Genomic DNA, 19,487 nt, shown 5'->3' with positions numbered 1-19,487 from the left:
GGTATCCGAATGCCGGCCAGCGGCCGGCACTACCCGACGGGGTTTGATCGGGCTTCTGCTAAAATCCGGGGTCCATGTCGCGTACCTCATACCCCGCCCCGCCGCTGCCGCGCGCCGGCCAGCTCCGCGCCTGGTGGCGCGCCCCCGCATCGCCGACCGCCCTGGCCTGGTACCTGGCCCAGGCCGCGCGTGCGCACGACGCCCCGCTGCTGGTGATCGCCCGTGACAACCACGGTGCCAACCAGCTCGAAGCCGACCTGCAGACCCTGCTTGGCGGCGACCCGGCCCTGCCGGTGGTCGCCTTCCCGGACTGGGAAACCCTGCCCTACGACCGCTTCAGCCCGCATCCGGACATCATCTCGCAGCGCCTGGCCGCCCTGCACCGCCTGCCTGCGCTGAAGCGCGGCCTGGTGATCGTGCCGGTGCAGACCCTGCTGCAGCAGCTGGCCCCGCGCAGCTACGTGATCGGCGGCAGCTTCGACCTGAAGGTCGGCCAGCGCCTGGACCTGGAGGCCGAGAAGCGCCGCCTGGAGAGCGCCGGCTACCGCAACGTGCCGCAGGTGATGGACCCGGGCGACTTCGCCGTGCGCGGTGGCCTGCTCGACGTGTTCCCGATGGGTGCCGACGAGCCGCTGCGGGTAGAGCTGCTGGACGAGGACATCGACTCGATCCGCGCCTTCGACCCGGAAAGCCAGCGCTCGCTGGACAAGGTCGAGGCCGTGCACATGCTGCCCGGCCGCGAAGTGCCGATGGACGAGGCCAGCATCGCCCGCGTGCTGGCCACGCTGCGCGAACGCTTCGATGTCGATACCCGGCGCAGCGCGCTGTACCAGGACCTGAAGTCCGGGCTGGCCCCGGCCGGCGTCGAGTACTACCTGCCGCTGTTCTTCGAGCGCACCGCGACCCTGTTCGATTACCTGCCCAGCGGCAGCCTGCCGGTGGTCTGTGCCGGTGCCGGTGAAGCCGCCGAGACGTTCTGGGCGCAGACCGGCGAGCGCTACGAACAGCGCCGCCACGATGTGGAGCGCCCGTTGCTGCCGCCGTCGGCGCTGTACCTGTCGCCGGAACTGCTGCGCGAGCGCCTGAACGATGCGCCGCGCATCGAAGTGTGGTCGGCCGACCACGCGCGCATCGCCGATGCGCACGCGCTGGGCGACCAGCCGTTGCCGCCGCTGCCGGTGGCTGCGCGCGAAGCACCGGCCGGTGATGCACTGAAGTCCTTCCTCGGCCACTACCCGGGCCGGGTGCTGATCGCCGCCGATTCGCCGGGCCGCCGTGAAGCCCTGCTGGAAGTGCTGCAGGCCGCCGAGCTGAAGCCACCGGTGGTGGCCGACCTGCCCAGCTTCCTCGCCGGCGATGCGCGCTTCGCGATCGCGGTGGCGCCGCTGGAAGACGGCTTCGCGCTGGACGATCCGCGCATCGCGGTGCTGACCGAGCGCCAGCTGTTCCCCGAACGCGCCGGCAGCACCCGCCGCACGCGCCGTGCCGGCCGCGAGCCGGAGGCGATCATCCGCGACCTCGGCGAACTGACCGAGGGCGCGCCGATCGTGCACGAGGATCATGGCGTCGGCCGCTACCGTGGCCTGATCGCGATGGATGTCGGTGGCATGCCCGGCGAGTTCCTCGAAATCGAGTACGCCAAGGGTGACCGCCTGTATGTGCCGGTGGCCCAGCTACACCTGATCAGCCGTTATTCCGGTGCATCGGCGGAAACCGCGCCGCTGCACTCGCTCGGTGGCGAGCAGTGGAGCAAGGCCAAGCGCAAGGCCGCCGAGAAAGTGCGCGACGTGGCCGCCGAACTGCTGGAGATCCAGGCCCGCCGCCAGGCGCGTGCCGGCCTGGCACTGCAGGTGGACCGCGCGATGTACGAACCGTTCGCGGCCGGTTTCCCGTTCGAGGAGACCCCGGACCAGCTGGCCGCGATCGACGCCACCCTGCGCGACCTGGCCAGCAGCCAGCCGATGGACCGCGTGGTCTGCGGCGACGTCGGCTTCGGCAAGACCGAGGTGGCGGTACGCGCCGCCTTCGCCGCCGCCAGCGCTGGCAAGCAGGTCGCCGTGCTGGTGCCGACCACGCTGCTGGCCGAACAGCATTTCCGCAATTTCCGCGACCGCTTCGCCGACTACCCGATGAAGGTCGAAGTGCTGTCGCGCTTCAAGACCAGCAAGGAGATCAAGGCCGAACTGGAGAAGGTCGCCGCCGGCACCATCGACGTCATCGTCGGCACCCACCGCCTGCTGCAGCCGGACGTGAAGTTCAAGGACCTGGGCATGGTCATCGTCGACGAGGAACAGCGTTTCGGCGTGCGCCAGAAGGAAGCATTGAAGGCGCTACGCGCCAACGTGCACCTGCTGACCCTGACCGCCACGCCGATCCCGCGCACCTTGAACATGGCCATGGCCGGCCTGCGTGACCTGTCGATCATCGCCACCCCGCCGCCGAACCGGCTGGCGGTGCAGACCTTCATCACGCAATGGGACAACGCGCTGCTGCGCGAAGCCTTCCAGCGCGAGCTGGCGCGCGGCGGCCAGCTGTACTTCCTGCACAACGACGTGGAGAGCATCGGCCGCATGCAGCGCGAGCTGTCCGAGCTGGTGCCGGAGGCGCGCATCGGCATCGCCCACGGCCAGATGCCCGAGCGCGAGCTGGAAAAGGTGATGCTGGATTTCCAGAAGCAGCGCTTCAACGTGCTGCTGTCGACCACGATCATCGAATCGGGCATCGACATCCCCAACGCCAACACCATCATCATCAACCGCGCCGACCGCTTCGGCCTGGCCCAGCTGCATCAGCTGCGCGGCCGTGTCGGCCGTTCGCACCATCGCGCCTACGCCTACCTGGTGGCCCCCGACCGTCGTTCGATCACCCCGGATGCGGAAAAGCGCCTGGAAGCGATCGCCTCGATGGACGAACTCGGCGCCGGCTTCACCCTGGCCACGCACGATCTGGAGATCCGCGGTGCCGGCGAACTGCTGGGCGAGGACCAGAGCGGACAGATGGCCGAGGTCGGCTTCAGCCTGTACACCGAACTGCTGGAACGCGCGGTACGCAGCATCAAGCAGGGCAAGCTGCCCGACCTGGATGCCGGCGAGGAAGTGCGCGGCGCCGAAGTCGAGCTGCATGTGCCGGCGCTGATTCCGGAAGACTACCTGCCGGACGTGCACACCCGCCTGACCCTGTACAAGCGCATCTCCAGCGCGCGCGACAGCGATGCACTGCGTGAACTGCAGGTGGAGATGATCGATCGCTTCGGGCTGCTGCCGGATGCGGCCAAGCACCTGTTCGCCATCGCCGAGCTGAAGCTGAAGGCCAACACGCTCGGCATCCGCAAGCTGGACCTGGGCGAGAACGGTGGCCGCATCGTGTTCGAATCCAAGCCGAACATCGACCCGATGGCGGTGATCCAGCTGATCCAGAAACAACCGAACCTCTACGCCATGGAAGGGCCCGACAAGCTGCGCATCAAGCACCCGCTGCCGTTGCCGGAAGACCGCTTCAACGCGGCCCGCGCCCTCCTGACCACCCTCGCCCCGGGTTGATCGCCCCCGAATACCCCGCACCGGTCCCCACCCGGTGCGGGTGGATGCCCATGTTTCCTGACGCCGTACCCGCCCCCGACCTGCTGCACGCGCAGGCCTGCCTGATCGATGCCCTCTCGATGTCGCTGCAGATGCGCGACGCCTACACCCGCCACCACTGCGACCGTGTCGGCCTGCTCGCGCAGCGGCTGGCCGCACAGTGCGACCTCGACGCCGAGGCGTGTGAACAGATCGGCTTGGCCGCCCGCTTCCACGATATCGGCAAGATCGGCATCCCCGACGACGTGCTGCTGGCCCCGCGCCGGCACACCGACGAAGAGCGCGCGATCATGCGTGAGCACCCGGTGCGCGGCGAGCATATCTTCCTGGCCACCGGGCGCAGCGATGCCGCACCGGTCGCACGGCTGATCCGTGCCCATCACGAAGCCTTCGATGGCAGCGGCTATCCCGATGGTCTGCGTGGCGAGAGCATTCCGCTGGGTGCGCGCATCGTCACCATCGCCGATGCCTACGATGCGATGACCAGCGTGCGTCCCTATCGTGCCGCGATGGCGCGCGAGGCCGCGCTGGGCATCATCGAGAACCAGTCCGGTGGCCTGGTCGATCCTTACGTGCTGCAGCGCTTCCACCGCATGCTGGCGCAGGAGCCGGAGCTGGCGTAACTGCCTGCCGCCGGGTATCAACTGACGCGCCCGCCGACGCGCCGGTAGAGTCGACTGTTAGTCGACTGCCCTTCGTCCAGATCGCGAACATTCCGCGCTGCACGCGATAGTCGACCAACGGTCGACTCTACCAAGCGGGTTTCGTCGGGCCGGTTGGTCGACTGCCCTTCGTCCAGATCGCGAACATCCCGCGCTGCGCGCGATAGTCGACCAACGGTCGACTCTACCAAGCGGGTTTCGTCGGGCCGGTTGGTCGACTGCCCTTCGTCCAGATCGCGAACATTCCGCGCTGCACGCGATAGTCGACCAACGGTCGATTCTACCGATCCGGCGCCACCGGGCCGACAAACAAAAGGCCCGGCGTTCGCCGGGCCTTTCGCATCACGCATCACGTGCGATCGATTACCAGATCACCACGCGCTTGTCGTCGGCACGCACCATCGCGTCACCAGCCTTGCACTGGAACGCGGCAGCGAAGGACGGCATGTTCGACGGCGCGCCATTGGCACGGAAGTTGGCCGGGGCGTGCGGGTCGGTGTTCAAACGCACGCGCAGTTCACCGTCGGTGAAGTTGCGGCGCCACACGGTGGCCCAGTTCATGAAGAAGCGCTGGTCCTGGCTGTGGCCATCGACTGCGACGTTCGCCTTCGGGTCTTCCTTCAGCGCCATCTGCAGCGCGTCGTAGGCCACGGTCAGGCCACCCAGGTCGCCAATGTTCTCGCCCAGGGTCAGCTTGCCCTTCACGAACACGCCCGGCACCGACTCATAGCCGTCGAACTGCGCGACCAGCTGGTCGGTGCGCTGGGTGAAGGCCTTGCGGTCGGCGTCGGTCCACCAGTTGTCGAAGTTGCCGTTGGCGGCGAACTGGCTGCCCGAATCGTCGTAGCCGTGCATCATCTCGTGACCGATGACCGCACCGATGCCGCCGTAGTTCAGCGCCGGATCGGCCTTGGCGTCGAAGAACGGCGCCTGCAGGATTGCCGCCGGGAACACGATCTCGTTCTTGGTGGCGTTGTAGTAGGCGTTGACCGTCTGCGGAGTCATGCCCCACTCGGTCTTGTCCACCGGCTTGCCGATCTTGTCCAGCATGTAGCGGTAGTTGAACGCACGCGCGGCCTGCATGTTGCCCAGGTAGCTGTCACCGTTGGTCTGCAGGCCGGCCCAGTCACGCCACTTGTCCGGGTAACCGATCTTGGGGGTGAAGCTGGCCCACTTTTCCAGCGCCTTCTTCTTGGTTTCCTCGCCCATCCACGGCAGCTGCTCCAGGCGCGCCTTCAGCGCTACCGAGAGATTCTCCACCAGGTGCTGCATGGCCACCTTCGACTCGGCCGGAAACACGGCGTCGACGTACAGCTGGCCCAGCGCTTCACCCATGCCGCCATTGACCGACTCCAGCACGCGCTTCCAGCGCGGCTGCATTTCCTTCTGGCCACGCAGGGTGGTGCCGTAGAAGTCGAAGTTGGCCTTCTCGAACGGGCTGCTCAGGTACGGCGAAGCATCATCGATGGTGTGGAAGCGCAGGTAGGCCTGCCAGGTACTGGCCGGCACGTCGGCCAGCATCTTGTCCATTTCACCGAAGAAACCCGGCTGGGCCAGCGAGAACTTCTGCGCGGCCGGTACCTTCAGGGTGTCGAACAGCGCGGTCCAGCTGAAGTTCGGCGTCAGCTTGTCGGCGTCGGCGGCGCTGAGCGGGTTGTAGCGCTTGGCCGGGTCACGCATTTCGATGCGCGACATCGAGGCCTTGGCCAGGCGGGTTTCGAAGGCCATCACGGCCTTGGCCTGCTCGGCCGCCTGCGCAGCATCCACGCCGGACAGGGTCAGCACCTGCGCGATGTAGGCCACGTAGGCGTCGCGGATCTTGGCCTGGGCGTCATCGAAGTAGTAGCCCTTCTCCGGCAGGCCCAGGCCGCCCTGGCCAACATAGGCGATGACGTTGGCCGAATCCTTGTAATCGGCGTTGGCAAACAGCGAGAACAGCACGCCCTTGCCCTCGGCCTGGCTGTCGCGCAGGTACTGGGTGATGGCGGCGGTGTCGTTCAGCGCGCCGATCTTGTCGAGCGTCGGCTGCAGCGGCGCCAGGCCGGCGGCTTCGATCTTCGCTTCGTCGTTGCCGGTCTTCCAGATGTCACCGATCTTGGCTTCCACCGAACCGGCCTTGGCCTGGCTGGCGGCGGCCTGCTGTACCAGTGTGTGCTGCACTTCCAGCGAGCGCTCGCGCAGGATCTCGAAGCTGCCCCAGGTGGTCTGGTCGCCCGGCACCGGGTTGGCCTTCAGCCACTTGCTGTTGACGAAGCCATTGAGGTCGGTACAAGCCGAAATGGCCGGGTCCAGATCGGCGCTGTTGAGCGAGATCAGCGGCGTCTTGATCTGCGACAGGTCGAAGGCCGGCTTGGCATCGGCAGTGGCGGCCGGGGCGGTTTCGTTCTTGCCACAGGCGGCCAGCGAGGCGGCGATGGCGATCGTCAGGCCCAGCGGGACCAGATTGCGGACGTTCATGAGGCTCTCCTGCGGGTAATTCCACAGGGTAGCCGGGAAGGCCCAACGCGGGGACCAGCCAAAGGTCATGCCGCGGACGATATATCGATCAGGTCCGGCCCAACCGATTTTCCATTCGCGCACTTGCTAGTATCACATCAGCCCGATCTACCACCAGAATCGCAGGAAATGGAGAGGATATGCCATACGAACTAAAGGACCGCTTGGTAGTAGGTGTCGCATCGAGTGCAATGTTCGACTTAAGCGAATCCGACAGGGTTTTTCGCAATGAGGGAGAAGAAGTCTATCGCACATACCAAGAAGAGCATCGAAACGATCCGCTCCAACCGGGAATGGCCTTCTCCTTCATCCGACGCCTGCTTTCTCTCAATGACCTAAGCCCCGCCCCCAATGCCCCGCTAGTTGAAGTCGTCCTTCTTTCCCGAAATGATCCAGACACAGGCCTTCGAGTGATGAACTCAATCGCTCACCACCACCTGAGTATTTCTCGGGCGATTTTTCAGCAAGGCCTATCACCTTACGCATATATTCCAGCACTGAACATCTCCCTGTTCCTATCAGGAAATCAGAGCGATGTACTCGAGGCGATCGCGCTCGGACTACCGGCCGGATACGTAATGGACTCAAAGAAAATTGACGACCCAAACGACACGACGCTTCGCATCGCTTTCGACTTCGATGGAGTCCTCGCTGACGACTCGTCAGAAACTGTGATGCAGCACGGCAACCTAGCAGAGTTCCACAGCCACGAAACCGCAAATGTCATGGAGCCTCACGGCGGCGGCCCGCTGAAGCAATTCCTCCTAAAAATTTCGAAAATTCAGAAGGCTGAGGAACAAAAAAGAAAGTCAGACCCAGCCTACAAGAACAGGCTTCGCGTCTCCATCGTCACCGCTCGAAACGCTCCATCACATGAGCGCGCAATCAACACATTGAAGAGCTGGGGTGTGATTGTAAACGACGCATTCTTCTTGGGGGGAATCGAGAAGCGACTAGTTCTCGAAGTTCTCAAACCGCATATATTCTTCGATGATCAATCCCTCCATCTCGCCGCAGCAAGTCAAGCCGCACCGTCCGTCCACATCCCCTTCGGAATAACGAACAATTCGGAAACGGCCCCACCTCAAACTGACGAAGCCACAACAGCCAGCGAATAAGCCAGAACAGCCAAGAGAACTTCACATGCAACAGGCAAAACCGACCTGCTTCGTGATTCAGGCCTTTGATGGGAACGTCTATGACCGAAGATATAGGGAAACCATACGCCCAGCACTCCTACTTGCGGAAGTCGAACCCCAACGAGCAGACGAGATACTTGGCCTAAACCCGATAATTGAGAAAATTGAAAGCGCAATCGCTAGTGCATCCATATGCATCGCCGAAGTCTCCGAAGACAATCCCAACGTTTGGTTAGAACTCGGCTACGCTCTAGCCCTCAATCGGCCAGTCGTTATACTTTGCGAGAAGGGAAAACGCCCCAGACTTCCATTTGACGTTCAGCATCGACCTGTCGTCTTTTACCGAACCGATTCAAGAAGTGGCTACGAAGAACTAGAATCCAACCTTGTTAAGCTCATCCAACATGAGCTCAGCAATGAGCAACGATCACAGCTTGCGCCAACACTGAATCCGAACATTGCGAACAACACAGATCTTGATGCGAATGAGATTGCGGTCCTGTCACTGGCATTCGCTTTTTGGCCCACAGAAATTGGCAGTATCAGTCACTGGGATTTGGACAGAAAACTCTCCAGTGCAGGCTTGACTGAAGTTGGCATTGCCCTCGGGGTGGCCACATTGACCGAAAAGAACTTCCTGATTTCACGGAGTCTCGTTGAGGAAGATTCCAACGGGCAAACGTACCCCGTAAAGCACTACCAAATAACTCCGGAGGGCATCCAATGGATGAAGCTCCACAAAGACCTGCTTGTTACGCGAAAAGAACCGGCTCGCCCCATTCCTCGCAAAGAATCAATGCACCCTAACAATAATTTTATCGAGGATGATGATATCCCGTTCTGAGCAGCTTCTTTGTCCACGGAATTCCAAACATGAAAGAAGGCCGGCTTGCGCCGGCCTTCTGCTTCTTTATTTCGCCTTGCCCTGGTTGGCCACGGCTTCAGCGGCCTTGCGCGCCGCTTCCGGGTCGCCCAGGTAGCGGAACGACTGCACCGTCAGGTCGTCGTTCAGTTCGAACAGCAGCGGGATGCCGGTCGGAATGTTCAGCTCGAGGATTTCCTCGCGCGAGACGTTGTTGAGGTACTTGTACAGCGCGCGCAGCGAGTTGCCGTGGGCGGTGACCAGCACGGTCTTGCCGTCCTTCAGTTGCGGCGCGATGGCGTCGTGCCAGTACGGCAGCACGCGGTCCAGCGTGGTCGCCAGCGATTCGGTGCCCGGCAGCGCGTTGCGGTCCAGGCCGGCGTAGCGGCGGTCATGGATCGGGTGGCCCGGATCTTCCAGCTCCATCGGCGGCGGCGGGATGTCGTACGAACGACGCCACACCTTGACCTGCTCCTCGCCGTGCTTGGCCGCAGTCTCGGCCTTGTCCAGGCCCTGCAGGCCGCCGTAATGGCGCTCATTGAGGCGCCAGGACTTGTTCACCGGCAGCCAGTCCTGTTCCAGCTCGGCCAGCGCCCCCTGCAGGGTGTGGATGGCACGCTTGAGCACGGAGGTATGGGCGACATCGAACTGCAGGCCTTCCTCGCGCATCAGGCGGCCGGCGGCGGCCGCTTCCCGGCGCCCCTGCTCGGTGAGGTCGACATCGACCCAGCCGGTGAAGCGGTTGTCCAGGTTCCACTGGCTCTGGCCATGGCGCAATAGTACGAGTTTACGGGTCACTGCAGGGTCTCCAACGCGAGGAAAGGCAGGCCGCCATTGTAGCCCCGGCCGCTGCTCACCGGGCTGTGGCGCCGCGCATGCGATGCTGTGGCCGATGAATACGATGATCGACCCCGGGCGCTGGGAAGGCAGCGTCAGCGCCGCCCGCGCGCAGCAGCTGCAGCTGGCCGGACGCGTGGAGCGCCAGGACCGCCTGCCCCGCCACGTGCGCTGGCTGGCCGGGCTGGATGTCGGCTTCGAGGAGGACGGCGCCATCACCCGCGCCGCTGCGGTATTGCTGGACGCAACGATGCTACGGCCTGTCGCGCAGGAGATCGCGCGCATTCCCACGGTGATGCCCTACATCCCCGGCCTGCTCAGTTTCCGCGAACTGCCCGCGTTGTTGGCGGCGCTGGCCTTGCTGCCGCGCACACCCGACCTGGTGTTCGTCGATGGCCACGGCATCAGCCATCCGCGCCGGTTGGGCATCGCCGCGCACCTGGGCGTGGTCACCGACCTGCCAAGCATCGGCGTGGCCAAGTCGAAACTGGTGGGCCGCTTCATCGAACCGGGCGCCGAGGCCGGCGCGCATACGCCGCTGCTGGACGGTGACGAACAGCTCGGTTGGGTACTGCGCAGCAAGGTGCGTTGCAAGCCGTTGTTCGTGGCCGGCGGCCATCGGGTCAGCGCGGATACCGCGCTGGACTGGGTGCAGCGCACGCTGCATGGCTACCGCCTGCCGGAGCCGACCCGGCTGGCGGATCGGCTGGCCTCGCGCCGGGACGAATGACTGCAGCAGGCATCCCCGGCGCGGCCTTCGATTTCGATCAACGATGCACGTGGCCGCGATGGCCCTGTGCATCCTCGCCGTGGTCGTGGCCCTCGTGGCCCTCGTGCTCGCCGCCCTTGGCCGGCGCAGGTTCGCCACAGGCTTCGCCGCAGTGGTCCGCCTCGATCTGCAGCGTCACATGCTCGATGCCGAAGTCATCGTGCAGGCGGCCACCCAGTTCACGGCGCAGCACATCGGCATCGGTGCCGTCGCGCATCACGATGTGCGCGGTCAGTGCCGGCGTGCTGGAAGCCAGCGCCCACACGTGCAGGTCATGCACGTCCAGCACGGCCGCGTGGCCGGACAGGCTGTCGCGCACCTTGGCCACGTCCATGCCCTTGGGCACGCCTTCCAGCAGCACGTTGATCGCCTCGCGCATCAGCACGTAGGTGCGCGGCAGTACCCACAGGCCGATCAGCACGGCCAGGATCGGGTCGATCGGCTTCCAGCCGGTCCACTTGATCAACAACGCGCCGGCGATCACCGCCACCGAGCCCAGCATGTCCGCCCACACTTCCAGGTAGGCGCCCTTCACGTTGAGGCTCTCGCCGCTGCCGGCCTGCAGCAGGCGCATTGAGATCAGGTTGATGATGAGGCCCGCGGCGGCGATCACCAGCATGCCGGAGGAAGCGATCTCCTGCGGCTCGCGGAAACGTCCCACCGCCTCCCACAGAATGTAGGCGGCGACCACGAACAGCATCGCGCCGTTGATCATCGCGCCCAGCGCTTCCAGGCGTGCATAGCCGTAGGTGCGCCGTGCATCCGGCGGGCGCCGGCTCAGTCGCACCGCCACCAGCGCGATCATCAGCGCCAGTGCGTCGGTGGCCATGTGCGCGGCATCGGACAGCAGCGCCAGGCTGTTGGTCCAGAACGCGCCCACCACTTCGACGACGAGGAAGGTGGAGGTCAGGCCGAGCGCCCACCACAGGGGCTTCTCGTGGCGGATCTGGGATGGCAGGTGATCGTGGTCGTGGCCCATGGCAACAGCTCCTTTGCGATGGACGCAGGCTACGCGTGCGTGCGTGGGGAAACTATCACGGTGTTTATAACATTGCAGGCCACGCGGTCCCTCACCGGGCCGGGCCCGGCGCTACCGGAGCCCGTCCGGTGGCGCCAGGCCCGCCCCGGCGATCACAGCGGAGTGAAGTCCGCGTCCGATCAGAAGCCGAAGCGCAGGCTGGCCCAGTACGCGCGACCCGGCTCGTTGTAGGTCGCCGCACCGGCATCGCTGCTGTTGGCCTCGCGGAACAGGCGCTTGTCGGCCAGGTTGTTCACACCGAAGCCGAAGCTGACCGTCTCGGTCACCCTGTAGCGCGCGCTCACGCCCCAGATGTTGTACGCCCCGCGATCCTGCAGCGCGAGCGACGGATCGCAGGTGCCGGTGCAGCGCGGATCATTGTTGATGTTGGTGGTGGCCGGCTTCTGCTTGCCATAGAAGGTACCGGTCAGCAGCAGCGACAGCTTGTCGGTGGCCTGCCAGTCCAGCATGGTGTTGATCGTGTACTTGGGGATCACCGACAGCGGCTGGCGCGTGGTCTTGTTCTCGTTCTCCACCATGTAGGTGAAGTTGTTGCTCCACTTCAGGCGGTTGCCCTGCTCGCCCAGCAGCGGGATCACCAGGTTTCCTTCCAGCCCCTGCACGATCGCCTTCGGCGCGTTCTCCCAGCGGAAGATGCGGCCCCTGCCATCGGCGGTCAGGCCGATCTGGTCGTAGCCGGCCTGGATCTTGTCCTTGTAGTCGTTGTGGAAGTAGGTCAGCGACGCCTGCCAGCCACTCTGCGGCGCCCACTCCACACCCAGTTCCTTGTTCACGCTGGTTTCCGCCTTCAGGTCCGCGTTGCCGCGCATGTAGCAGCCGGCACCCAGGCTCGGCAACGCATTCGGGCAACCATTGCCGCGGGTGTAGTACAGGTAGTCCGGATTCGACTGGTACAGGTTCGGTGCCTTGAAGGCGCGCGCGATGCCGCCCTTCACCACCCAGTCGCTGTTGATGCGGAACTGCGCGTTGAGGCTGGGGCTGGTGTTGTTGCCGAACTGGCTGTGGTGGTCGAAGCGCAGGCCCGGGGTGACGATCCAGCGCTCGCCCAGGTAGATGTTGTCTTCCACGAACACCGCAGTGGTCTGGGCATCGGCCTTGCCGCGTGCACGGTCGGCCGACAGGCCGGGGAGACCGCCACCGCTGCTGCTGGACTGGCTCATCGAGTACGGATCGGTCAGGCGGCTGTCCAGGTATTCAAAGCCCAGCGTCCAGATGTTCTCGGCGCCGCCCAGCGTGGTCGGGAAGCTCACTTCGCCATCCAGCTGGTAGTTGCGCAGGCGCGAGGTCGACCAGTCGGTGCCGTTGAAGCTGCCTTCCGGGCCACCGGCCAGGCCTTCATTGATGCGCGAGTTGTTGACGGCCTCGACCGCGGCCGTGAGCCGCGAGGTCACGTCGCCCCAGCGGCCACGATGGGTGATCGCACCGGTGTTGCGGTACATGCGGTTGGTTTCCGCCTTGCCGTCGGCCAGCGCGGCCAGATCGACACCGGTCGAGGTGCCGGTGGTGCTGACGGCGCGGTCGCCGGCATAGATGTTGCCCTGGCGGCTGGTGCCGGCTTCGAACTCGACCACCTGGTCGGCGGTGAGGTCCCAGCGCAGCAGCGCGTTGATGTCACGGTTCTTGACGCCTTCGCGGCCAGCCGGCGGTACGGCATTCGGGTTGGTCGCGTACTGGCGGTTGAGGTCCAGCGAATCGGCGTCGGTCTTGTTGAGGTTGCCGTACAGGCGGAACGACAGGGTGTCGGTCATCGGGCCGCTCAGCTGCAGGCCGACGCGCTCGCTGCCGCCTTCGGCGCTGTGCTCGGGCACCAGGCCATACAGGTCAACCGCGCCGGTCAGGTCGCCGGTCGGGCGCTTGGTGATGATGTTGACCACGCCGCCGGAAGCGCCGGAACCGTAGCGGGCTGCCGCCGGTCCGCGCAGCACTTCGATGCGCTCGATCATCTCCGCGGGGACCCAATTGGTGTCGCCGCGCGTGTTGCGCTCGCCGCTGCGGCCCATGCGCACCGCATCGCGTGCGCCGATGCGCTTGCCGTCAACCAGGATCAGGGTGTTTTCCGGGCCCATGCCGCGCAGGTCGATCTGGCGGTTGTTGCCGTACTGGCCGGAAGCACTGTTGCCGGTCAGGTTGACGCCCGGCATGGTGCGCAGCAGTTCGGCGATGTCGTTGGCCGGCGGGCGCTTGGCGATGTCCTCGGCGGTGATGGTCGAGGTGCCCAACGCCTGCCGCGCGATCTGCGAGGCGGTGACGTGCACCGTGTCGATATCGGTTGCGTCGGTTTCGGCCTGGGCGGTCAGGGCGCTGCCCGCCAGCAGGGCGGCAACGGCGAGCGCCAGCGGGCGCGGCGAAAGGACAACGGCTGGGGACATGATCTGGACCTTCTGGCAGGGCAACGGGGCCTCTGGCAAAGGGCTTGAGGCAACGACGAGGGGGGAGGCGGAGCGTCGCTGCAGTCGCCTGCGGCCCGTTCCGTGCGCGCATTCTCCCATTAATGCGATTGATTCTCAAATGCGTTCACTCATTGCAGCAGCAGGCGCGATGTGCTTTGCGCACCGGGCAAGCCTGCATCGCGCTTAAACTGGCCGGCTCACCCGCCATCAACCGCACGCCACCACGGCCGATACCGGTGGTTTGCCGTACGCAGCCAGAGATCGACGTGGAATCACCCCAATTGGACGATGCCAGCCAGCCGTTGGCCGAGGCGTGGCAGCATTGCCTGCAACAGGCCGGCCCGGCCGCCACCGCGCTGTTGCGCGCCGCTGCCACCGATGCCCCGCCCGCGCTGGCCCAGCGCTTCTACGAAGTGCTGCTGCAGGATGCACGGGCACGCCGTTTCCTGTCCCATGAGCAGGTCAAGCAGCGCCTGCAACCGGCCATGCAGCGCTGGCTGGTGCAGTTGCTGACCACCGACGCCGCCGGCATCGCCACCACCGTCGCCTCGCAACGGGTGATCGGTGATGTGCACGCGCGGGTCGGCATTCCCGTCGACCTGGTGACCCGTGGTGCGCGCGTGCTCAAGCACGAGCTGTTCGTGCGCCTGCGCGACACTGCACCCGACAGTGCCACCGCCTTCGCCGCCATCGACTGCCTCAGCGCGATCATGGACATCGCCATGGAAGGCATGACCCTGGCTTACACCCATGCGCGCGAACGCTCCACTCGTGCCGATGCGGCCTACCGGTTGTTCTCGCTGGTGCAGAACGTCAGCACCGAGCGCGAGCGCCAGCGCGCCCTGCTGCTGGATTGGGAGAACGCCCTGCTGTACGCCCTGGCCGGCCATGTGCAGGGCAGCGACAGTGCCAGCCTGGCCAGCTCCGAGTTCGGCCTGTGGTTCACCCACAAGGGCATCCCCAGCTTCGGTGAAAGCAGCGAGACCCAGCAGGTCGGGCAGTTGATGGCGCGTATCGATGATCGCCTGCAACGGGCCGCCACCGACGCCACTGCCCAGCGGCTGGCCGGGCTGCCATTGATCCGCGAAGACCTGGCAGCCATCCGCACGCTGATGACACTGCTGTTCGAGCGCATCGGCGAACTGGATGCCGGCAGCGACGCCCTGACCAACCTGCTCAACCGCCGCTTCCTGCCGACGGTACTGCGCAGGGAGATCGAGCTGGCCACGCGCAACCACACGCCGTTCTCGCTGCTGCTGCTGGATCTGGATCACTTCAAGGCCATCAACGACGGCCACGGCCATGATGCCGGCGACCGCGCGTTGCAGCACGTGGCGGGCCTGCTCGGCCAGCTCACCCGCGGCAGCGATTATCTGTTCCGCTATGGCGGCGAAGAATTCGTGGTGGTGCTGGTCGCGGCCAGCGAATCGCAGGCCGAAGTGATTGCCGAAAGCCTGCGCCGGCAGATCGCACAGTCGCCGGTGGCCCTGGCCAATGGACAGGTACTGGCACTGACCGCCAGCATCGGCGTGGCCGGCCATGACGGCCACCCGGATTACGAGCGGCTGATGGCGCGCGCCGACGCCGCGATGTACGAGGCCAAGCGCAGCGGCCGCAACCGCGTGGTGGTGGCCAGCGAGGCGCTGCAGGAGGCGCCGGGGCGGCGCGCATTGCAGCGGTAGCGTCAACGCCGGACGGGCGTGTCGCTCCGCAGGGGCATGCCGCGGTATGCCCCACATCCCCACCACAGCAGCGCCAGCACTGCGATGCCCGCCCCCAGCTGGCACACCGCGGCCCAGCCATGCCGGGCCTGTACCCAGGGCCCGGCCGCCGCACCGATGCCGCTGCCCACCGCGTAGAACAGCATGTACAGCGCCACCAGGCGCCCATGCTGTTCAGCCGGCGCGCGCAGCAGCAAGGCCTGGTTCGACACGTGCAGTGCCTGCCCACCGAGGTCGAGCACAACCACGCCCAGCAGCAGCAAGGACACCGACTGTTGAAGCCCCAGCAGCGGCCACCAGGCAAGCAGCATCAACACCAGCGCACCGAGGCTGACCCGATGGGCGAAGCCACGGTCCATCCAGTGCCCCACCCGCGCCGCCATCAGCGCGCCGAGCACACCCGCCAGGCCAAGGGCACCGATGGCGGCGGTCGACCAGTTCAACGGCGGTGCCGACAGTGGCAGCGGTGCCGCTGCCCAGAACACATTGAGGCCGGCAAACAGCAGCAGCGCCAGCGGACCACGCTCGCGCAGCGTTCGATCCCGCCGCAGCATGCCCAGCATCGAGCACAGCAGCGCCGACCAGCGCGGCGGCATCGCCGGCACCGGGACCGCCGGCAGCCGCCGCCACAGCACCCCTGCCAGGGCTGCCATCAGCAGCGCTGAAAGCAGATAGACCGCCCGCCAGCCAGCGCTGGCCGCCACCACGCCCGATACCACGCGCGCCAGCAGCAGGCCGATGAACACTCCCCCCTGCACCACACCTACGCTGCGACCGCGCTGCTCGGGCGGCGACAGCGTGGCGGTATAGGCGATCAACCCCTGGGTCAGCGCCGTGCCCAGCAGCCCGGCCAGCAGCATGCCCGACAGCAGCCACACTGCGCTGCGTGCCGCCGCCAGCCACACCAACGCCACCACCAGTGCCATCAGCTGCAACCGCAGCAGCCGGCGCCGGTCACCGCGGTCAGCCAGTGGAAGCAGTCCGAGCAGCGCCAGCGCGCTGCCAGCCTGGGTAGCGGCCAGTACCGTGCCCGCCACCGCGCGATCCAGCGCGAACACCTGTGCCAGCTGGTCCAGCAGAGGCTGGGCGTAATAGACGTTGGCGACGCTGGCGCCTGCGGCAACGGCCAGCAGGACCAGCAGCGGTCGGGGAAGGGATGCGGCCATTGGGATGTGGTTGCAAATTGAAACTGGATGCAGGCTAGCGGCATTGGTTTTAAACTGCAACCACATTTGGAGGCGCCCGCCATGCACGCTGACAGCCCCTGCCCCGTCGCCCGCGGCGCCGACCTGCTCGGTGATCGTTGGGCCCTGCTGGTGATCCGCGATGCCTTCGACGGCGTCAGTCGCTTCGGCGACTTCCAGCGCAGCCTCGGCGCGGCGCGCAACATCCTCAGCGATCGCCTGCGCAGGCTGGTCGAGGCCGGCATTCTGCAGCTGCAGCCGGCCTCCGATGGTTCGGCCTACCAGGAATATGTGCTCACCGCCGCCGGCCTGGAGCTGTTCCCGCTGCTGGTAGCGCTGCGCCAATGGAGTGAACGCCATCGCTTCGCTGGCGAAGCCCACTCTTCCCTGATCCAGCGTGACAACGGTTCAGCCGTTCCCTACATGCAACCGCTGGACAACAACAGACAGCCGCTGCCCGCGCACGCCACCGTGGTGCGCAAGCTGTAGATGGCCGCATCCCCCGGATGGGGGACTCGACAGGGCCACCGGTGTCAAATAGCATTCAATCGCAATTGCACACGGTTCTCATTGACTTCGGCGATGGCCGCACCTACCTCTCCTTCTGCTGCCGGCGCTGCGCCGGCCAAGCGTGTGGCGCGCGTTAGCGGTCATGGCCTGCTCTGGGCCCGCGGGTTGCTGGCGCTGCTGGGCGGTTACGCCGTGGCCGCCTGCTGGGCTGCCGCGCTGGCGCGCCTGCTGCCCGGCACCAGGGCCGATGCCACCCTGGTGGCGACCATGGCCGCGTTCGTGGTCTACGCCCTGGCCGCCATCTGGGCCTATGCCGCGCGCAGCACCCTGCGCGCCGCACTGGGTCTGCTGGCCGCGGGCGCACTCGCTGCACTGATCGCTTGGCTGCTGCGCGGGAACATCGCATGAGCAGCGCCGACAACCTGGGCGGCATCCGGCAATCACAATCGGTGCTGCACACCTGGTCGGGCCTGGTGGTCGGCTGGGTGCTGTTCCTGATCTTCATTGCCGGTACCGCGTCGTACTGGAAGGAAGAACTGACCCGCTGGATGCAGCCGGAAATCGGCCTGCCCGCCGATGCCACCACCGCAGTGAACCAAGCCCAGCAGTTCCTGGCCCGCACCGCAGCCGACGCGCAGCGCTGGAGCATCGAACTCCCCGATTCGCGCAGCAGCGCCACCACCGTCAGTTGGCAGCCGAAGGGCGAAAAGGAACGCCGGCGCGGCCAGCGCAATCCCAACCAGGCCACTCTGGATGCCGACGGCACCCCGGTGCAGGTACGCGAAACACGCGGCGGCAATTTCTTCTACCGCCTGCATTTCGATCTGCACTACGTGCCGGTGCTGTGGGCGCGCTGGTTCATCAGTGCCTGTTCCATGCTGATGCTGGTGGCGATCATCAGCGGTGTCATCACCCACAAGAAGATCTTCACCGACTTCTTCACCTTCCGCCGCGGCAAAGGCCAACGTACCTGGCTGGACGGCCACAACGCGCTTGCGGTGCTGTCACTGCCGTTCCATCTGATGATCACCTACACCGGTCTGATCACCCTGATGACCCTGTACATGCCGTGGGCGGTGGATGCGAACTACCCCGGTGGCCGCGATGCGTTCTTCGCCGAACTGTTCCCGCGTGCGGAGAAGGCCGAGGCCAGTGGGGTGGCCGCGACGCCGCCGGCGCTGGCCGAGGTGCTGCGCCGTGCCGAAGTGCAATGGGGCGGCGGCCATGCGGCCTCGCTGCAGGTCGAGCAGCCTGCCGATGCGGCGATGCGCATCAGCGTGCGCCGCCAGCAGGGCGACCAGATCGCTGGCGCTGCCGACACGCTGGCCTTCGATGCGCGCGGCAACCTGCTGGATGCGGCGCCGCCGCGTTCGGCCGCCGTCATCACCCGCGACGGCATGATCGGCCTGCATGCCGCGCGCTTCGCACCCACCACGATGCGCTGGCTGTTCTTCCTTTCCGGCGTGGCCGGCACGCTGATGGTGGCCACCGGGCTGGTGCTGTGGACGGTGAAGCGGCGCACCCAGCTGCCGGATCCGGCGCGGCCGCACCTGGGCTTCCGCATCGTCGAACGCCTGAACATCGGCTTCGTCACCGGCCTGCCGGTGGCGATGCTGGCCTTCCTGTGGGGCAACCGCCTGCTGCCGCTGGACGTGGCCAACCGCAGCGATGCCGAGGTGAAGGTGTTCTTCTACGCCTGGGCCGCCTGCGTGGTGCACGCGATGCTGCGCCCGGCCCGACGCGGCTGGGTAGAACAACTGGCATTGGCCGGCGCGTTGGCGCTGGGCCTGCCGCTGTACAACCTGGTGGTCTGGCAGGGCGGCGCGGTCAGTGCGCTGGCCAACGGTGATGGCGCCAAAGCCGGCATCGACATCGGCCTGCTGCTGATCGGCGCGAGCCTGTTGTGGGCCGCGCGCAAGGTGCACCGTTTCGTGCCGGCGCAGCGCAAGCCCCGCACCGCACGCGCCACCACGCCGGCCGAGGCGGGCGCATGAGCGTGCTTGCACTGCTGTTGGCGGCCGCCGCCTTCGCCTGCCTGGCCATGGCAATGGAACGCCACCACCGCGATGTGGCCGGCCATGCGCCACCAACGCCGCGCCGTCGCCTCCTGCAGGTGCTGGGCGCGCTCGGGCTGCTCGCCAGCCTGTTGGCCAGCATCACAGCCTGGGGCGCTGCACAGGGTTTTGTTGGTTGGTGCGGCGTGCTCGCCGCAGGTGCTGGGGCCATGGTGCTCTGGCTCAGTTTCCGAAGCCCGGCCAAGCCGGCGCCACGCCCGTCTTCCCGTTCCTGAACTAGAAAGG

General features: G+C 66.1%; 15 protein-coding genes. 10 read left to right on the top strand and 5 right to left on the bottom strand.

Annotated elements, in window-relative coordinates:
- Positions 1-74: 74 nt before the first annotated feature.
- Both mfd and QRO93_RS13155 read left to right on the top strand, forming a co-directional pair.
- Positions 75-3,539, top strand: coding sequence for a transcription-repair coupling factor (gene mfd / locus QRO93_RS13160; protein WP_180878235.1), 3,465 nt, complete (start codon positions 75-77; stop codon positions 3,537-3,539).
- 44 nt (positions 3,540-3,583) lie between these two features.
- A complete protein-coding gene (locus tag QRO93_RS13155) occupies positions 3,584-4,201 on the top strand; it encodes an HD-GYP domain-containing protein (protein WP_180878234.1) in 618 nt (205 codons plus the stop codon).
- Between the two features lie 402 nt (positions 4,202-4,603).
- On the opposite strand, the gene QRO93_RS13150 is transcribed toward QRO93_RS13155, so the two are convergent.
- Positions 4,604-6,697, bottom strand: a complete 2,094-nt coding sequence (locus tag QRO93_RS13150; protein WP_180878232.1) for a M13 family metallopeptidase — start codon at positions 6,695-6,697, stop codon at positions 4,604-4,606.
- 179 nt (positions 6,698-6,876) lie between these two features.
- Here QRO93_RS13150 and QRO93_RS13145 point away from each other — a divergent pair, with 179 nt between their 5' ends.
- Positions 6,877-7,854: a 5'-nucleotidase gene (locus QRO93_RS13145; RefSeq protein ID WP_285304251.1), complete on the top strand. Its 978-nt coding sequence runs from the start codon at positions 6,877-6,879 to the stop codon at positions 7,852-7,854.
- Positions 7,855-7,879: 25 nt separating this feature from the next.
- Positions 7,880-8,719 carry a hypothetical protein gene (locus tag QRO93_RS13140; RefSeq protein WP_180878231.1) on the top strand — a complete coding sequence of 280 codons (840 nt, stop codon included), beginning with the start codon at positions 7,880-7,882 and terminating at the stop codon, positions 8,717-8,719.
- 66 nt (positions 8,720-8,785) lie between these two features.
- Here the strand turns inward: QRO93_RS13140 and gpmA are convergent, their stop codons facing one another.
- Positions 8,786-9,535, bottom strand: a complete 750-nt coding sequence (gene gpmA / locus QRO93_RS13135; RefSeq protein WP_005408679.1) for a 2,3-diphosphoglycerate-dependent phosphoglycerate mutase — start codon at positions 9,533-9,535, stop codon at positions 8,786-8,788.
- A gap of 94 nt (positions 9,536-9,629) precedes the next feature.
- Here gpmA and nfi point away from each other — a divergent pair, with 94 nt between their 5' ends.
- Positions 9,630-10,304 carry a deoxyribonuclease V gene (gene nfi / locus QRO93_RS13130; RefSeq protein ID WP_180878230.1) on the top strand — a complete coding sequence of 225 codons (675 nt, stop codon included), beginning with the start codon at positions 9,630-9,632 and terminating at the stop codon, positions 10,302-10,304.
- Between the two features lie 37 nt (positions 10,305-10,341).
- On the opposite strand, the gene QRO93_RS13125 is transcribed toward nfi, so the two are convergent.
- Positions 10,342-11,322 carry a cation diffusion facilitator family transporter gene (locus QRO93_RS13125; protein WP_053511915.1) on the bottom strand — a complete coding sequence of 327 codons (981 nt, stop codon included), beginning with the start codon at positions 11,320-11,322 and terminating at the stop codon, positions 10,342-10,344.
- A gap of 179 nt (positions 11,323-11,501) precedes the next feature.
- The gene (locus QRO93_RS13120) at positions 11,502-13,751 is read right to left on the bottom strand and encodes a TonB-dependent siderophore receptor (protein ID WP_180878229.1); all 2,250 of its coding nucleotides are present in this window, start codon (positions 13,749-13,751) and stop codon (positions 11,502-11,504) included.
- Positions 13,752-14,038: 287 nt separating this feature from the next.
- Here QRO93_RS13120 and QRO93_RS13115 point away from each other — a divergent pair, with 287 nt between their 5' ends.
- Positions 14,039-15,454, top strand: coding sequence for a diguanylate cyclase (locus tag QRO93_RS13115; protein WP_180878228.1), 1,416 nt, complete (start codon positions 14,039-14,041; stop codon positions 15,452-15,454).
- Between the two features lie 2 nt (positions 15,455-15,456).
- Here the strand turns inward: QRO93_RS13115 and QRO93_RS13110 are convergent, their stop codons facing one another.
- Positions 15,457-16,659, bottom strand: a complete 1,203-nt coding sequence (locus QRO93_RS13110) for an MFS transporter (protein WP_180878227.1) — start codon at positions 16,657-16,659, stop codon at positions 15,457-15,459.
- 81 nt (positions 16,660-16,740) lie between these two features.
- On the opposite strand from QRO93_RS13110, the gene QRO93_RS13105 reads away from it, so the two are divergent.
- From QRO93_RS13105 to QRO93_RS13090, 4 genes are all read left to right on the top strand, one after another.
- A complete protein-coding gene (locus QRO93_RS13105) occupies positions 16,741-17,166 on the top strand; it encodes a helix-turn-helix domain-containing protein (RefSeq protein WP_180878226.1) in 426 nt (141 codons plus the stop codon).
- 93 nt (positions 17,167-17,259) lie between these two features.
- Positions 17,260-17,595 carry a DUF3649 domain-containing protein gene (locus QRO93_RS13100; protein WP_258010841.1) on the top strand — a complete coding sequence of 112 codons (336 nt, stop codon included), beginning with the start codon at positions 17,260-17,262 and terminating at the stop codon, positions 17,593-17,595.
- Positions 17,592-19,181 carry a PepSY domain-containing protein gene (locus tag QRO93_RS13095; RefSeq protein WP_053449165.1) on the top strand — a complete coding sequence of 530 codons (1,590 nt, stop codon included), beginning with the start codon at positions 17,592-17,594 and terminating at the stop codon, positions 19,179-19,181. The genes QRO93_RS13100 and QRO93_RS13095 overlap by 4 nt, the downstream gene beginning before the upstream one ends.
- On the top strand, positions 19,178-19,477 hold the full coding sequence (locus QRO93_RS13090; RefSeq protein WP_180878225.1) for a DUF3325 domain-containing protein: 300 nt from the start codon (positions 19,178-19,180) through the stop codon (positions 19,475-19,477). The genes QRO93_RS13095 and QRO93_RS13090 overlap by 4 nt, the downstream gene beginning before the upstream one ends.
- Positions 19,478-19,487 lie beyond the last annotated feature (10 nt).

The organism is Stenotrophomonas maltophilia group sp. Smal17, from assembly GCF_030237045.1.
Classification (GTDB): Bacteria; Pseudomonadota; Gammaproteobacteria; order Xanthomonadales; family Xanthomonadaceae; genus Stenotrophomonas; species Stenotrophomonas forensis.
Note: the sequence above shows the minus strand (reverse complement) of the source record. Positions and strands in the feature narration are given on the sequence as shown.

Coding starts and splice junctions, on each gene's coding strand:
- QRO93_RS13110 (WP_180878227.1), bottom strand. CDS start 16,659: ATGGCCGCATCCCTTCCCCGACCGCTGCTGGTCCTGCTGGCCGTTGCC.
- QRO93_RS13125 (WP_053511915.1), bottom strand. CDS start 11,322: ATGGGCCACGACCACGATCACCTGCCATCCCAGATCCGCCACGAGAAG.
- mfd (WP_180878235.1), top strand. CDS start 75: ATGTCGCGTACCTCATACCCCGCCCCGCCGCTGCCGCGCGCCGGCCAG.
- QRO93_RS13105 (WP_180878226.1), top strand. CDS start 16,741: ATGCACGCTGACAGCCCCTGCCCCGTCGCCCGCGGCGCCGACCTGCTC.
- QRO93_RS13120 (WP_180878229.1), bottom strand. CDS start 13,751: ATGTCCCCAGCCGTTGTCCTTTCGCCGCGCCCGCTGGCGCTCGCCGTT.
- QRO93_RS13095 (WP_053449165.1), top strand. CDS start 17,592: ATGAGCAGCGCCGACAACCTGGGCGGCATCCGGCAATCACAATCGGTG.
- QRO93_RS13150 (WP_180878232.1), bottom strand. CDS start 6,697: ATGAACGTCCGCAATCTGGTCCCGCTGGGCCTGACGATCGCCATCGCC.
- QRO93_RS13100 (WP_258010841.1), top strand. CDS start 17,260: ATGGCCGCACCTACCTCTCCTTCTGCTGCCGGCGCTGCGCCGGCCAAG.
- QRO93_RS13155 (WP_180878234.1), top strand. CDS start 3,584: ATGCCCATGTTTCCTGACGCCGTACCCGCCCCCGACCTGCTGCACGCG.
- nfi (WP_180878230.1), top strand. CDS start 9,630: ATGAATACGATGATCGACCCCGGGCGCTGGGAAGGCAGCGTCAGCGCC.
- QRO93_RS13090 (WP_180878225.1), top strand. CDS start 19,178: ATGAGCGTGCTTGCACTGCTGTTGGCGGCCGCCGCCTTCGCCTGCCTG.
- QRO93_RS13140 (WP_180878231.1), top strand. CDS start 7,880: ATGCAACAGGCAAAACCGACCTGCTTCGTGATTCAGGCCTTTGATGGG.
- QRO93_RS13145 (WP_285304251.1), top strand. CDS start 6,877: ATGCCATACGAACTAAAGGACCGCTTGGTAGTAGGTGTCGCATCGAGT.